This is a genomic window from Desulfogranum marinum, from assembly GCF_963675105.2.
GTDB lineage: Bacteria > Desulfobacterota > Desulfobulbia > Desulfobulbales > Desulfobulbaceae > Desulfogranum > Desulfogranum marinum.
In genome coordinates, this window is the sequence record NZ_CAXXRO010000004.1 from 587,616 (window position 1) to 600,466 (window position 12,851).

A 12,851-nucleotide genomic window follows, 5' to 3' on the forward strand; every position below is an offset into this window, starting at 1 on the left:
CTTATCCAATACCAATGCAGGCAAGGCAAATTGTTTTTGCCTGTTCCAATACCCGCTCAGGTTCCCCCACATTAATTCCAAACACCAGCAAAAGCAGGAACATTGAAAGGAGCAAGAGAGGTGCTATACGAAGAGGTATTTTTTTTTTCATTGCTAGCTCGTGATTCTGAAAAAAGAAAACGCCGGCCACCGTTAGCGCGAGAGAAGACTCACCAGTCTGTCCAGATCATCGTTGGAGTAATAGTCTATCTCCAGTTTTCCCCTTTCACCACTTTGGACAATTCTGACCTTGGTATTGAGATGATTGGTGATCTGATTAACTACTGTTGTGCAATAGTTTTTTGGCAAGGTATCGACTGGTTTGGGGGAGGGGTTTTCAACAGGCGTCTCCTGTTTCAGCATTTTTTTGCAGAGAGCCTCGGTGGCCCGTACAGACAGTTCTTCTGCAACAATTCGATCACGGGCTTCCACAAGGAGCGCAGGGGTATCTTTTAACCGTAGTAGTACTCGTGCGTGCCCTTCTGTCAGGCATCCGGTTATCACATCTTTTTGAATGGGCTCCGGAAGATTAAGTAAACGAAGGACGTTGGTGATGGTGGATCTTTTTTTGCCCACTCTCCGGGCAACCTCTTCCTGCGTGAGTTGGAACTCATCAAGAAGGCGCGCGTACGCCGTTGCCTCCTCAATAGGATTGAGGTCATGGCGTTGAATGTTTTCTATAAGAGCCAGTTCAAGGTTTGTACTGTCGCTCTTGTTTTCCATGACCACCACGGGAACTTCATCTCTTCCCGCCATTTTGGCGGCCCGTAAGCGCCTTTCACCCGCGATAAGGTCATACCGGTTCCCTTTGGTCCGGGTAACGAGTAACGGTTGGATCACTCCTTTTTCTTTAATAGATTCGGCTAGTTGTGTGAGTTTTTCTTCGTCAAAATAACTCCGTGGTTGATCTGGGTTGGGAGCTATCTTTTCAATATCACACATAAAAAAACGATCGTCTTCCTCCTGGTTATCTGTTTGCAGCAGTGCACCAACACCTCTGCCGAGGACACTTTTTTTACTCATAACTACATTTCCCGTTTTAATCGTTGTAAAAATTCCGTTCCTAGTTTGATGTAGGCTTTTGCCCCACTGGAACTTTTGTCGTATTCGATGATGGTTTGACCATGGCTGGGGCTTTCACTGAGACGTACATTACGAGGAATGACGGTTTTGTACACTTGGTCACCAAAGTGATTTTTTACTTCTTCCGCCACCGAGTGTGTCAGCTTGTTCCTTCCATCATACATCGTCAATAGAAGTCCCTCTATGTACAGTTCCCTGTTCAGTGTTTTTTTGACTCTACGGATAGTGGAGATAAGTTGCGCCAATCCTTCAAGTGCAAAATATTCACACTGGAGTGGAATCAGGATGGAGTCAGCCGCGGTAAGACTGTTCAAGGTTAGAATTCCCAGGGACGGTGGGCAATCAATAATGATAAAATCGAATTCTTCTTTGAGTGAACGGAGAACAGCTTTGAGTTTTTTTTCTCTATTTTCCTGAGAAATCAGTTCCACTTCCACACCAACGAGATCGATAGAGGAGGGGAGAACTGAGAGGTTTTTTAAGCGAGTTTTTTGAACACAGTTTTTTGCCTGTCCCTCATCTGTGTAACACGTGTAAATATTTGCACCTCCGTCGGTGTCAAAAACACCAACCCCACTCGAGGCATTACCCTGGGGGTCAGAGTCGACGAGCAGCACTTTTTTCCTTTTGGCAGAAAGAACAGCAGCCAGGTTAAGGGCTGTGGTGGTTTTGCCGACGCCACCTTTTTGGTTAGCCACAGCTATTGTTTTTGCGTACAACGTTATTCCTCTCTTGTTTCTAACTATATTGACGAAAACAACAAACAGTATACTATAATCAGGCCTGAGAGCATACATTTCTCTTAGGGATAAAATTAAAAAAAATGTTTCACGTGAAACATTGCACAGCAGGAGTGGGTGATGGAGTTTGATAGTGATGTCCTTATTATTGGCAGTGGCGTATCCGGTTTGTCGTATGCCTTAAAAGTCGCGAAGTTTGCAACTGTAACAATTGTCACCAAAAAGGCGAAAGCTGACACCGCTACCAATCTGGCCCAGGGCGGGGTGGCAGCCGTTTTGTCGGTAGAAGATTCGGTGGAGGCACATGTGAGGGACACTCTGGTGTCTGGAGACGGTTTGTGTGATGAGGATATTGTACGCACGGTCGCCACAGAAGGTCCGGACCGGGTACGGGAGTTGGTTGAGCTGGGGGTTGATTTCCATAAGAATGCAGACGGTACGTTTGACTTAGGAATGGAAGGCGGACACTCTGCGCGACGGGTTGCCCATTCCTATGATTTGACCGGGCGGGAAATTGAACGGGCCCTTTTGGAGCAAGTGGCGGCTAACCCAAAAATCACTGTTTTGGAGAACCATCTCGCAATAGATCTGCTGGTGGAATCAAAGGCGCTTGGTTCAAGTGTTGGGGGTAAAGAGGGGGAACGGTGTCTGGGCGCTTATGTGCTTGATCGCGAGTCTGGAAAGGTGGAGGTGCGACAGGCAAGGGTGACTGTTCTGTGCACCGGAGGGTGCGGTAAGGTTTACCTGTATACGACGAATCCGGATATAGCAACCGGTGATGGGGTAGCTATGGCATATCGGGCAGGGGCAAAGATAGCAAATATGGAGTTTATCCAGTTTCACCCAACCTGTTTTTTTAACTGGGAAGCGAAAAATTTTCTCATCTCTGAGGCCGTACGGGGGGAGGGAGGGGTTTTAGTCGATGACCAGGGTGTCCCGTTTATGAAAAAATATGATCATCGAGGTGATCTCGCAACCAGAGATGCCGTGGCCCGTGGGATAGATGCGGAGATGAAATCCAGTGGTGCAGACTGTGTGTATTTGGATATCACTCACAAATCTCCTGCTTTTTTACAAGAGAGGTTTCCGACTATCTACCAAACCTGCAAGCAATATGGGGTGGATATAACCAAGCGTCCCATACCTGTGGTTCCCGCTGCTCACTATATGTGTGGAGGGGTGTTGGTGGATAAGTGGGGACAGAGTTCGCTGGAGAATTTGCTCGCTTTTGGTGAAACGGCATGCACCGGGTTGCATGGTGCTAACCGGCTTGCCAGTAATTCTCTGCTCGAAGCTGTGGTGTTTGCCGATAAAGGGGCCGTTATGCTGGAAGAGAAGATAGACCAACTTCGCGCATTGAAAAGAGTCGCGGTCGAGCCATGGCGTACAGGAGAGGCGTCTTCCCTAGACGAATCAATTCTGGTGAATCATAACTGGGATCAGTTACGGCGCCTAATGTGGAACTATGTGGGCATTGTCAGGAATACGAAACGTTTGGACTTGATGCAGAGGCGTTTGCAGTGGATGTTGGACGAGATAAATGAACATTTTTTCGATTACCTCTTAACCCCGGACTTGGTGGAGTTGAGGAACCTAGCAGTTATTGCTGATCTGATTGTGCGTAGTGCTGCTCAACGAAAGGAATCCAGAGGGCTCCACTACACACTGGATTACCCCTCTCGTAATGATGAGACATGCCGTGTGAACACGGTCCTGCAACGAAAGGGGTAATCCTTGATGCATGGGGTGGGGGTTATTCGCCAAAAAGACCTTTTATCATCTTTAATCCTTGCTCCATTTCCTGCATCATCTCTTCTTGTCCTGGTTGGTTACCCTGTTGGTTGGTTGTAGGCACTTGCTGTTGTGCCGGTACTCCCATACCTGCAGGGTAGGGGGAAAGTGGAGCGTTTTTGAGTTGTTGAGCTCCGTCCGGCTGCTTGAGCTTGTCCATGATAGAGTGGATCATGGAGGTCATCATTGCTTCAGCTTCTTGATCATGGGTGATTACAATTTCTTTTGGTCCCTTGAAGGCGGTATCTGGAATAGCTGATGAGGTGTCGAAGGATGTGGCTGTGATAGTGGTAGACATCCCCATAACAGAGGTCTCGCTTCGAAGCATGATGTCGGTTGCATGGATGGTGTAGACCTTGGTGATACCGGCTATCTCTGTCAGGTCGCAGGCGTGACCAAGAATTTCTTTGGCGTTTGGACGGCTGGTCCCGCCCATGCTCATAAGAGACGCGCCGAGTTCCTCAGCATTTTTGTCCACATTCCGTTTTTCTTCTTTGCTGAGTTTGTTGTATTCTGTGTTGAAAATTTTTGCTGGGTTGGTTGTTTTGTTACCCGTTCTTTCCTCTAGATCATAGGTCGTGACCCAGTCGGGAGTGACTATTTCGATGGTGTTCGTTTTGGTGGTCATTCCCATCATGGACATGGTCGTATCGTGGTGGGTTGCCCGTTGTTGCCCGTTGTTTTTGATGAAAAGTGTTTCCGAGCCTGTCTCATTGCCGGTTACCGCATAGTGGATGGTAGCCTTTTTAAAAGGCAGAGGCATATCCCAAGGGAGATCCTTGGCGCACAGCGGTAAGGTAAAGACGAAGAGAAGAAGAGTGACGGAGATAAAAAAAATGCGTAGCTTGTTCATTGTATTCCTTTTTTTGTGGTAGGATGGAGGTGGTGGATTGCTTTTTGTTTGAGCAAAAAACTTAGTTGAATAAACTCTATATATTACTTAACAGGGTACCATTGTATATATGCTGACTGCAATACACTTTATAGCTGAGCGCCGAATAGAAAAAGCCATGGCAGAGGGCACATTGCCCGATCTTTCCCACTGGAGAAATAAACCCATGCCTAAGGACGACATGGAACATGTGCCGCCGGATTTAAGGATGGGATATCGAATACTGAAGAATGCCGGGTATGTTCCTGAAGAGGTCGGTTTACGAAAAGAAATACGTCAGACAGAAGATCTGCTCCGCCATTGTACAGATGAAAAGACTAAGTACAAGCAAATGAAGAAGCTGGAATATTTGCGATTCAAGCTGGAGTTTCGAATGGGAAAAAACTTCGATTTGATGATCAATCCGATTATTACGAGAAAGTTGTGGGCTCTCTTACGGTCAAGGGAAAGTAAGAGAGCCTTTTTTATAGGTGCTCACCTTGGGCCGGATTGTAGAAAAAGGAAAGTTTCCAAACTGCCGGCGGCGGTAATGATGGTTAAGCGTTGCCGCAGTTGTGCAGGGTGTCGTGCTGCGTTTATCCACCCTGCGCGCTGCGTATTGAACGGGTCGCCGCCGAAAAAAAGGTACCGGTTATCTTTTTTTAGAGGGTGGTAATATCATTAAAAACGGTCTTTGCACCGGCAATTTTTTCACCGTTGCCGATGGTTGCTCGGTAAGCATTGTTTTTTAAACGATCAAATAGAGCGGCATACTCCCGGAGGTCATCAACACTGGTGGCGATAACCTCACTGATCCGCTGCTGTTTAAAGTTTGGCGTAACTCCTGAAAGGTATTCGTTGCGAGCCATTGCACCACGGGCAGCCGGTCCCTGATGCGGGGTAAGATTGCCGTAGGTGCCGATGATGAGTTGACTGAGCATGTCGCTGCTAACGTCAATGGAGGCGATAGTCTCTTGTATGGCATCGTAGGCAGCGTAGGTTTTATCGACCTGAGGATCTCGATAGCTCACGACTCCAAAGTTACCTGTTAAATGATTGAATTGAATAAAGCAGCCATAGGCCCCTCCTTTTTGACGCACCGTATTCCACAAGTAATCTCTCGAAATCCACGTTTTCAGCACTTCAAAACTACCCGTGTACTGATCGAGAGTTGGGAAGAGAGTGCATCCCTGAACGTTGTAAACCACTTCTGCAGAGGTGGAGAATGCCTGGCTTGCCGGCATCTCGATAAAGGCAGGTTGCACGTGTGTCAACGGAGCCGTATTCAAGGTTGACACAATGGCAGGGGCTAACTGCTGAAAAGTTGCTATGTCTTGCTGGTCTGCAGTGATGGAGATGACCAAACCCTCTTTGTTGAGCAACGTATCCTTAATGACCCCAAGTGCGTGTAGAAAAGATTCCTCCATTTGGTCGTAGTTTAAGGCAAGGTGCTTGAGTGTGAGGTAAGCGTGTGCGCCATTAATATATTCATTGTATTTCCCGGCAAGACTGAGATTAGAAAACACTCTGGTCGAGGCCAGCATATATCCTTCACTTTGTACAGAGTGCTCAGCCCAGGCATATTCCCGTTGCACGATTTCGCGGATGCGCTGCCGATTCGTGAGGTTAACGTCGGTAAAGACCTCAGCAAGCAGGTTGATGGCTCTGTCCAGGTTGGTGGAAAGCGACTTGAGATGAAACCATTGGATGGGGCGGACGATGTCGCGGGAGCCGGACTGGAGGTAGGTGTTAAATGAATGAGAGAAGCCACCTGTGTAGATATTTACATCTTTTGTGAACTGCATGTAGTCTTTATCTGCAGTACCGATTTCGGTGAAAATAGTGCCGAATATGTCCAGGTAGGGGAGCAGATCTGCTGAAAGCCCTGAACAGTCCAGCCCAAAATCCAGATAACAGATACCATTGGTTGGTAAATCGTTGACAAGCAGTTCCGTGTCAGCCAGATGTTGGGCTGTTACTACATATTGTTCGGGCTTCGGGTCGAGATCCTTCACTTTAAGCCTGGGAAGCAACTGGAGACTGGATTGAGGGTTAGGGGTGGACTGCAGTTGTATAAGCTCATGGGTCCGGTTTACAAGGGATTGCCGTTGTTGCTCGTTGAGATGCTGTTCATATTTTTCCAGACGTGCCTTCTCCTGGGTAGCATTCTGCTGCAGTTTATCCGGATCCGGAGTGAGGGTCACTATGGCGGATGCCTGATTGTCAAGAAGGTATTCTTGAATGAGGTATTCAAAATACCCGTTCTCAAGGGCATCCTTTCGTATCTCTGCAAACAGTTCCTCTACCTGGAGGGCGGAAAAAGGGTCAAGGCCATATTTCATGGCAGGGAGAGCTTTACTGATGAGGTCTAGCCCTCTTTGAGCCTTGTTCATTTCCTCCCGTACTGAAAATTCATATTTGTTGAGTTCTGAGAGGACAAGTTCCGGGTCAAGTTTTTGCTCGACCATGGTGGCAAGGGTTTGCTTATACAGTTTGAGAAATGTCTCTCTTTTTTCGGGGTCTGAGCCAATGAGATAGGTCATCATGATAGTGGTATAGGTGGAGTTATCCAGGAAAAGACCACCAAAATCATGACAGAGACGTGCCTCAATGATAGCATTTTTTAGAGGGGAGGCATCGGAGTTGAAGAGAATATGCGCGATAATTTGAAAGGCTGTATTTTTTTTCCGTTCGTTCGCCGTGCCAACGATGCTGCTTACTGCAAGAAATGTTTTTTGCGCGAGGTCTGTGCCGGGTTGGACAGGATAGCGGGCTTCTTTGAAAACGGTTTTCTGAATGGGCTCTCCCTGGACAATTTCAGCACGAGGAACAGGTTCAGCAAATTTGCTGAGAAAGTTGGTTTCAATAAAAGCAAGCTCTTCTGTAAGTGAAGCATTGCCGTAAAAGAAGAACGTAGCATTAGCCGGATGATAATGGTCGTGATGAAATTGAACGAATTCTTCGTAGGTGAGGTCGGGAATAGCTACCGGGTCACCACCGGATTCGTGAGCATAGGTTGAACCGGGCAATAAGCCCAGGTACGTTTGGTGAAAAAGGGAACGAATGGGATCAGAAAAAGCACCTTTCATTTCATTGAGCACCACCCCGGAATACTCGATTTTGTCTTCTAGCTTTTCAATGTGATAGTGCCATCCTTCCTGTTCGAAGGTGGTTTTCTGCAGCAGGGGATGGAGTGTAACATCACAGTAAACATCCATGATGTTGAAGTATTCTTTACTGTTGCGAGTGGCAAAGGGGTACCAGGTCGTATCAGCACCTGTCATGGCGTTGAGAAAGGTCATCAGCCCACCTTTGTTTATTTCACCAAAAACATCATGGACAGGATACTTTTTTGATCCCATGAGCACAGAGTGTTCGAGAATGTGGGCAACGCCTGTGGAATCTTCAGGAACGGTCATAAAGGAAACGCAAAAGGTTTTGTTGGGATCGTTGTTTTTTATGGCAAAGGCTGTGCAGCCAAGAGTGTTGTGCTGGAAACGATAGACCGTGGAGTGTATTTCGGAGATATCCTGTTTGTTGATAAGGGTGAAGTTACTGTATGTGTTACCTTGGATAAAATCAGTCATGGTCAATGGTGTTTAAAAAGTTTTAGGGGAATCAAGCAGCAGGGTAACTGGGCCTTGGTTGGTAAGGGTAACATCCATTTCCGCCTGAAAGGTGCCGGTTTGTGGAGGAAATCCGATACGGGTGCACTCTTCTATAAAGTCAAGATATAATTGTTGTGCCTTCTGCGGTGGAGCTGCAGACGACCAGGATGGGCGACGACCTTTCCGACAATCACCATACAGGGTGAATTGAGAAACGACAAGTAATTGACCGTTCACATCATTGAGGGATAAGTTCATGATCCCATTATCGTCATCAAAAATGCGGAGATTAATAATTTTTTCGGCTAGCCATTTCACATCCTTGCCAGTGTCGTTTCCGTGAACGCCTAGAAGGATTAGGAGTCCTTGTTCTATGGCTCCGGTAACAATATTTTCTACCTTTACATTTGCTTGGGAAACCCTTTGAATCACAGCTCTCATTGTATACCGTTTATTGTTGGTTATGGAAAAGGGAGGAAGAAAGAAAAGAGGGCTCTACCGAGGCACCTTTTCGTGAGACGGTCGTTGAAACGACCATACAGTTACCGCTTCTTAGACGGGACTGAAGCGTATTGATGACCAGCAGCCAAGACATACTGGGTTATGGCGACGGCCGCAATCGTAGCTGTTTCTCCCCGTAAAATAGAGGGACCAAGTGAAAAAGGAAGAAATCCGGAATCAAGGAGCGTGTCAACCTCCTGCTGGTGCCATCCACCTTCCGGACCTATGCAGATACAGATGGGCCCTGGTTGACTGCACATATCAAGGGGGAGAAGGGTCGAACCTTCTTTTTCCCATGCTATATATTTGTGGGTATAAGGAGAAAAATCTACTTTTTCTAATGAAGTCTGCCCGGCAATGTGCATTGGGGTAGGGCGTTGAGACTGTTTGCAGGCTTCGACCATGATTCGCTGCCATCGTGCATGGCGGTTGTCATTTAGAGCTTTGTGGTCACAAAAGCGGGTATAGAGGGGAAGGAGGTGTATCACTCCCAGTTCGGTAGCTTTTTGAACTACCATTTCCATTTTTTTTCCTTTGAGGACACCTTGAGCCAAAGTGATTGGAAAAAGTGATTCCTGCTCGACTTGTTTTTTGTCAACCACCGCCGCACGAACAGATTTTTTTCCGGTCACGTCAAGGGTGGCCAGGTAGATGTGACCCGATCCATCAATAAACTCCACCTGCTCTCCAGGCTGGAGACGTAACACTGTGGAAATATGATGGGCCTCGGGCCCTGTAATGGTGATACGGTTATTTTGAATTGATTCAGGTGTAATGAAAAATCGGCGCATGGAATGTACTTGAACAGGTGGTTTGGAGAAGAATAATTGCAATAGCCTAACCCACTCTAATTACTCTGCCATGTGGATGCAACTGGGAACATAGAGGGAGTATAAACGAAAAAAGGGCACGCCTGTTTCCAGGGTGCCCTTTGAAAAATACGTGCAACCTGCACGCGTATCTTATTTAGCTTCAGCCGCTTTTGCCAACAGGTTTTTTCACCTGTTCTTTTGTCTTATCAATGGCTTTGTCTGTTTCTTGTTTGGCTGCATCTGAGGCGGAGTCGACTGCTTTGTCGACCGTATCTTGTACGTGTTCTTCAGCGCTCCCGGCGCTGGGTTTGGCACCTCAGCCACTCGCTCCAGTAGGCTTTTCTACTTCGCTAGCGCTCCCGGCGCTAGGTTTGGCACCTCAGCCACTACTGGCGTGTACATTTGGTACCGAAATACCTCCTGCACCGATCAGTCCGGCAACACTGAGCCCGGCAAGTAGTTTGTGGAGTTCTTTTTTCTTCATAACATCCTCCCTGAAGGAAATTAATGAGGGGAAAAACAGATAGAGAATACCTATAGCTCATTGTTTTTCCATGGAGTTAATATATTCAAAAAGAAAAAGAAGTCAAGGCTATGTATGGGGCAAACACATAGATGAGGTGACGGACAGTGGCGGTTCTCACTTTATTTTTTGGTACTTGATGATTGTATAGGTAATAGGGCCTATAGATTTGGCCATCCCGACAACCTGAAATCTTTTGGAAGGGATATCAGGGAAAAACGTGTCCCCTTGAAAGTTCTGTTCGATAAGCGTAATCAACAGTGCGTCTGCCTTGTCCATGGCTTCTTTGTAGACCTGGGCACCACCGATAATGAAACTACGGCGGTGTTGTGTACAATAGGACAATGCCTGTTCCAGGCTGGGGACAAAAAGACAGCCAGCGGACAAACCTTTTTTTTTGCTGGTAATGATAATATTTTGTCTACCAGGTAATGGGCGGCCAATGGACTCGAAGGTTTTTCGCCCCATGATGATGGGAGATCCCATGGTGACATGCTTGAAAAAACACTGCTCAGATGGAATGTGCCATGGAATGGAATTTTTGTGGCCAATGACATGGGAGGGCGTCATGGCTGCAATAATGATTATTTCCAAAAGAAGACCTAATTGAGCTAGAGAACAATGAGAGCTTGCAAAAAAAAGATGATTTATTTTAAGGTGCTTTTGTTTTTTGAGCAAGTAAAGCCGGACAAATTTGATGGAGAGGAGTGTTCTTTATGCGATTTTTAATATATGGAGCTGGGGCTTTGGGACAGGCCATTGGCTGCATGTTGGCGACCGACGGACACGAGGTGGACCTCGTGCTGCGAGAGCGTTTTCAAAAAATTCTTGAAACAAATGGACTGAAGGTAACTGGTATCTTCGGCGACTACGAGGTCGCGCCGGGCAGGTTAAACCTGGTGACGAATCTAAATTGTCTGGACGGGAGTCCATATGAGTATGTCCTCATTACAACCAAGGCATATGACACGGAAAATGCTGTGAAGGACATTGCCGGCCTCCATGGGTTTCAAGGCACGGTTGTCTCTATGCAAAACGGTTGTGGAAACATGGAGCAGGTCGAAGCTGCTTTCGGCTCCAATCGTAGTTTGGGAGCAAGGGTGATAACAGGGTTTGAGATTGAACGTCCCGGCATTGTCAGGATAACTGTCTCAGCCGATGAGGTACATGTGGGGGGGTGCCGACAAGGACATATTCCAGGGACAGCGGTTCGGTTTGCAGAGGCGGTTAACAAAGCTGGACTACCTTGTTGTGCCGTGGATGATATCCATAAGGACCTTTTTGCTAAGCTGCTCTATAATTGCGCGCTTAATCCTCTGGGGGCGATATTAGGGGTACATTATGGAGCGTTGTCTGACAGTGTTGATTGCAGGGAGATCATGGACCGGGTGATTGAAGAGACCTTTATGGTTATTGATGCCATGGGATTTGCTACGCACTGGCAGGGGGCAGAGGTGTATAAGGAGATTTTTTATGATAAGTTGGTTCCTGTAACCTATGATCACCGGCCTTCAATGTTGCAGGATATTGAGCAGGAAAAACCAACCGAGGTGGAGGCTCTGATTGGTTATGTGGCTGCACAGGGAATGAAAAGCGGAGTGGCTACGCCTACCTGTGATATTCTTGCAGCACTCGTTCGTTTCAAAGAAAAGCAAACACGGTGAATAAAAAGCATGAGTTGATCGTGTCAATCCCGTCTTGAATCCTCTACCAGGGAGGGTTGAAAAGAGATGTCAATAAAAGAAAGACGCTTTGCTTGCGTGATAGGCAAGCAAAGCGTCTTTTTGGGAGAAGGAGTTCATAGAAAGAAAGATGTTAATTTTGGGGTGGTTCTATCGGCGGTTCCTGCGCCTCATCACTCTGCGGGGCCATACCAAGACCAAGGCGTAATTTTGTATCGATATCCCTGAGCATATCCGGGTGCTCTGTGAGAAATTTTTTGGCATTTTCTCGTCCTTGCCCGATCCGTTCGTCCTGATAAGAGTACCAGGCACCGCTTTTATCAACCAGCCCATGTTCAACTCCGAGATCAAGAAGATCTCCTACTTTGGAGATTCCTTCTCCATACACCATATCAAACTCAGCAAGTTTAAAAGGCGGAGCGACCTTGTTTTTGACGACCTTGACCTTGGTCCGATTGCCAATAACTTCCTGCCCGTCCTTGATTTGAGTCATCCTTCTTATATCGATCCGGATGGAACTGTAGAATTTAAGGGCATTACCACCGGTTGTTGTTTCAGGGTTACCGAACATGACACCAATTTTCATCCTGATCTGGTTGATGAAAATGAGGACGGTATTGGTTTTTTTCAAAACGCCTGCAAATTTTCGCATGGCATGGGACATGAGCCTGGCCTGCAGGCCGACATGCTGGTCACCCACATTGCCATCAATTTCTGCACGTGGTACCAGCGCTGCAACCGAGTCTATGACAATGACGTCAATCCCGCCACTTCGCATCAGGATTTCGGTGATTTCAAGGGCCTGTTCGCCGAAGTCTGGTTGGGAAATCAAAAGGTTGTCCACATCGACACCTAAACGCTCAGCATAACTTGTGTCCAGAGCATGTTCCGCATCAATGAAGGCTGCGTTTCCTCCCAGTTTTTGTGCCTGGGCAATAACGTGGAGGGCAAGGGTGGTTTTTCCTGATGATTCCGGCCCGTAAATTTCTGTGATCCTTCCCCGGGGAAATCCTCCTACTCCCAGCGCAAGATCAATTGAAAGAACACCGGTGGGGATAGCGGGAATATTTTCCCGTTCATCAGATCCAAGGCGCATGATGGAACCTTTACCGAACTGACGCTGTATTTGAACAATTGCATTATCAACACTTTTTAATCTGCCTTCAGCAGCAGTTTCCTTGGACACAGCCATGGGATCTCC

13 protein-coding genes are annotated in these 12,851 nt (G+C 47.1%); 3 read left to right on the plus strand and 10 right to left on the minus strand.

Annotation, left to right across the window (positions count from 1 at the left end; genetic code table 11):
* Position 1 precedes the first annotated feature (1 nt).
* The 3 genes from ACHZCY_RS11555 to ACHZCY_RS11565 are packed head-to-tail and all read right to left on the minus strand — an operon-like array spanning position 2 to position 1,841.
* Positions 2 to 151: a CD1871A family CXXC motif-containing protein gene (locus ACHZCY_RS11555; RefSeq protein ID WP_205222407.1), complete on the minus strand. Its 150-nt coding sequence runs from the start codon at positions 149 to 151 to the stop codon at positions 2 to 4.
* A gap of 41 nt (positions 152 to 192) precedes the next feature.
* Entirely contained in the window at positions 193 to 1,062 is an 870-nt protein-coding gene (locus tag ACHZCY_RS11560) for a ParB/RepB/Spo0J family partition protein (protein WP_205222408.1), read from the minus strand.
* 2 nt (positions 1,063 to 1,064) lie between these two features.
* On the minus strand, positions 1,065 to 1,841 hold the full coding sequence (locus ACHZCY_RS11565) for a ParA family protein (RefSeq protein WP_232371016.1): 777 nt from the start codon (positions 1,839 to 1,841) through the stop codon (positions 1,065 to 1,067).
* 141 nt (positions 1,842 to 1,982) lie between these two features.
* Between ACHZCY_RS11565 and nadB the strand changes: the two genes are divergently transcribed.
* A complete protein-coding gene (nadB, locus tag ACHZCY_RS11570) occupies positions 1,983 to 3,593 on the plus strand; it encodes an L-aspartate oxidase (RefSeq protein WP_205222410.1) in 1,611 nt (536 codons plus the stop codon).
* 22 nt (positions 3,594 to 3,615) lie between these two features.
* On the opposite strand, the gene ACHZCY_RS11575 is transcribed toward nadB, so the two are convergent.
* Positions 3,616 to 4,506 (minus strand): hypothetical protein, encoded by an 891-nt coding sequence (locus ACHZCY_RS11575; RefSeq protein ID WP_319548996.1) that lies wholly within the window; start codon positions 4,504 to 4,506, stop codon positions 3,616 to 3,618.
* Between the two features lie 109 nt (positions 4,507 to 4,615).
* On the opposite strand from ACHZCY_RS11575, the gene ACHZCY_RS11580 reads away from it, so the two are divergent.
* Positions 4,616 to 5,200: a DnaJ family domain-containing protein gene (locus ACHZCY_RS11580; RefSeq protein ID WP_319548997.1), complete on the plus strand. Its 585-nt coding sequence runs from the start codon at positions 4,616 to 4,618 to the stop codon at positions 5,198 to 5,200.
* Here the strand turns inward: ACHZCY_RS11580 and ACHZCY_RS11585 are convergent.
* The 5 genes from ACHZCY_RS11585 to ACHZCY_RS11605 all read right to left on the minus strand — a co-directional run bounded on the left by ACHZCY_RS11585 (position 5,187) and on the right by ACHZCY_RS11605 (position 10,562).
* Positions 5,187 to 8,111 carry an insulinase family protein gene (locus tag ACHZCY_RS11585; RefSeq protein WP_319548998.1) on the minus strand — a complete coding sequence of 975 codons (2,925 nt, stop codon included), beginning with the start codon at positions 8,109 to 8,111 and terminating at the stop codon, positions 5,187 to 5,189. The genes ACHZCY_RS11580 and ACHZCY_RS11585 overlap by 14 nt on opposite strands.
* 12 nt (positions 8,112 to 8,123) lie before the next feature.
* Positions 8,124 to 8,573, minus strand: coding sequence for a D-aminoacyl-tRNA deacylase (dtd, locus tag ACHZCY_RS11590; protein ID WP_319548999.1), 450 nt, complete (start codon positions 8,571 to 8,573; stop codon positions 8,124 to 8,126).
* 101 nt (positions 8,574 to 8,674) lie between these two features.
* Positions 8,675 to 9,424 carry an RsmE family RNA methyltransferase gene (locus ACHZCY_RS11595; protein ID WP_319549000.1) on the minus strand — a complete coding sequence of 250 codons (750 nt, stop codon included), beginning with the start codon at positions 9,422 to 9,424 and terminating at the stop codon, positions 8,675 to 8,677.
* Between the two features lie 181 nt (positions 9,425 to 9,605).
* On the minus strand, positions 9,606 to 9,929 hold the full coding sequence (gene sbtA, locus ACHZCY_RS11600; RefSeq protein ID WP_319549001.1) for an SbtA family thio(seleno)oxazole RiPP natural product precursor: 324 nt from the start codon (positions 9,927 to 9,929) through the stop codon (positions 9,606 to 9,608).
* A 156-nt stretch (positions 9,930 to 10,085) separates the two neighbouring features.
* Positions 10,086 to 10,562: a dihydrofolate reductase gene (locus ACHZCY_RS11605; RefSeq protein WP_205222417.1), complete on the minus strand. Its 477-nt coding sequence runs from the start codon at positions 10,560 to 10,562 to the stop codon at positions 10,086 to 10,088.
* 122 nt (positions 10,563 to 10,684) lie between these two features.
* Between ACHZCY_RS11605 and ACHZCY_RS11610 the strand changes: the two genes are divergently transcribed.
* Positions 10,685 to 11,632, plus strand: coding sequence for a ketopantoate reductase family protein (locus ACHZCY_RS11610; RefSeq protein WP_319549002.1), 948 nt, complete (start codon positions 10,685 to 10,687; stop codon positions 11,630 to 11,632).
* Between the two features lie 151 nt (positions 11,633 to 11,783).
* Here the strand turns inward: ACHZCY_RS11610 and recA are convergent, their stop codons facing one another.
* On the minus strand, positions 11,784 to 12,842 hold the full coding sequence (gene recA / locus ACHZCY_RS11615; protein ID WP_205222419.1) for a recombinase RecA: 1,059 nt from the start codon (positions 12,840 to 12,842) through the stop codon (positions 11,784 to 11,786).
* Positions 12,843 to 12,851: the final 9 nt, after the last annotated feature.

Bases quoted from the DNA above. Each gene is read 5' to 3' on its own strand.
- ACHZCY_RS11555 (WP_205222407.1), bottom strand. From the start codon at position 151: ATGAAAAAAAAAATACCTCTTCGTATAGCACCTCTCTTGCTCCTTTCA.
- ACHZCY_RS11560 (WP_205222408.1), bottom strand. From the start codon at position 1,062: ATGAGTAAAAAAAGTGTCCTCGGCAGAGGTGTTGGTGCACTGCTGCAA.
- nadB (WP_205222410.1), top strand. From the start codon at position 1,983: ATGGAGTTTGATAGTGATGTCCTTATTATTGGCAGTGGCGTATCCGGT.
- ACHZCY_RS11575 (WP_319548996.1), bottom strand. From the start codon at position 4,506: ATGAACAAGCTACGCATTTTTTTTATCTCCGTCACTCTTCTTCTCTTC.
- ACHZCY_RS11580 (WP_319548997.1), top strand. From the start codon at position 4,616: ATGCTGACTGCAATACACTTTATAGCTGAGCGCCGAATAGAAAAAGCC.
- ACHZCY_RS11585 (WP_319548998.1), bottom strand. From the start codon at position 8,111: ATGACTGATTTTATCCAAGGTAACACATACAGTAACTTCACCCTTATC.
- dtd (WP_319548999.1), bottom strand. From the start codon at position 8,573: ATGAGAGCTGTGATTCAAAGGGTTTCCCAAGCAAATGTAAAGGTAGAA.
- ACHZCY_RS11595 (WP_319549000.1), bottom strand. From the start codon at position 9,424: ATGCGCCGATTTTTCATTACACCTGAATCAATTCAAAATAACCGTATC.
- ACHZCY_RS11610 (WP_319549002.1), top strand. From the start codon at position 10,685: ATGCGATTTTTAATATATGGAGCTGGGGCTTTGGGACAGGCCATTGGC.
- recA (WP_205222419.1), bottom strand. From the start codon at position 12,842: ATGGCTGTGTCCAAGGAAACTGCTGCTGAAGGCAGATTAAAAAGTGTT.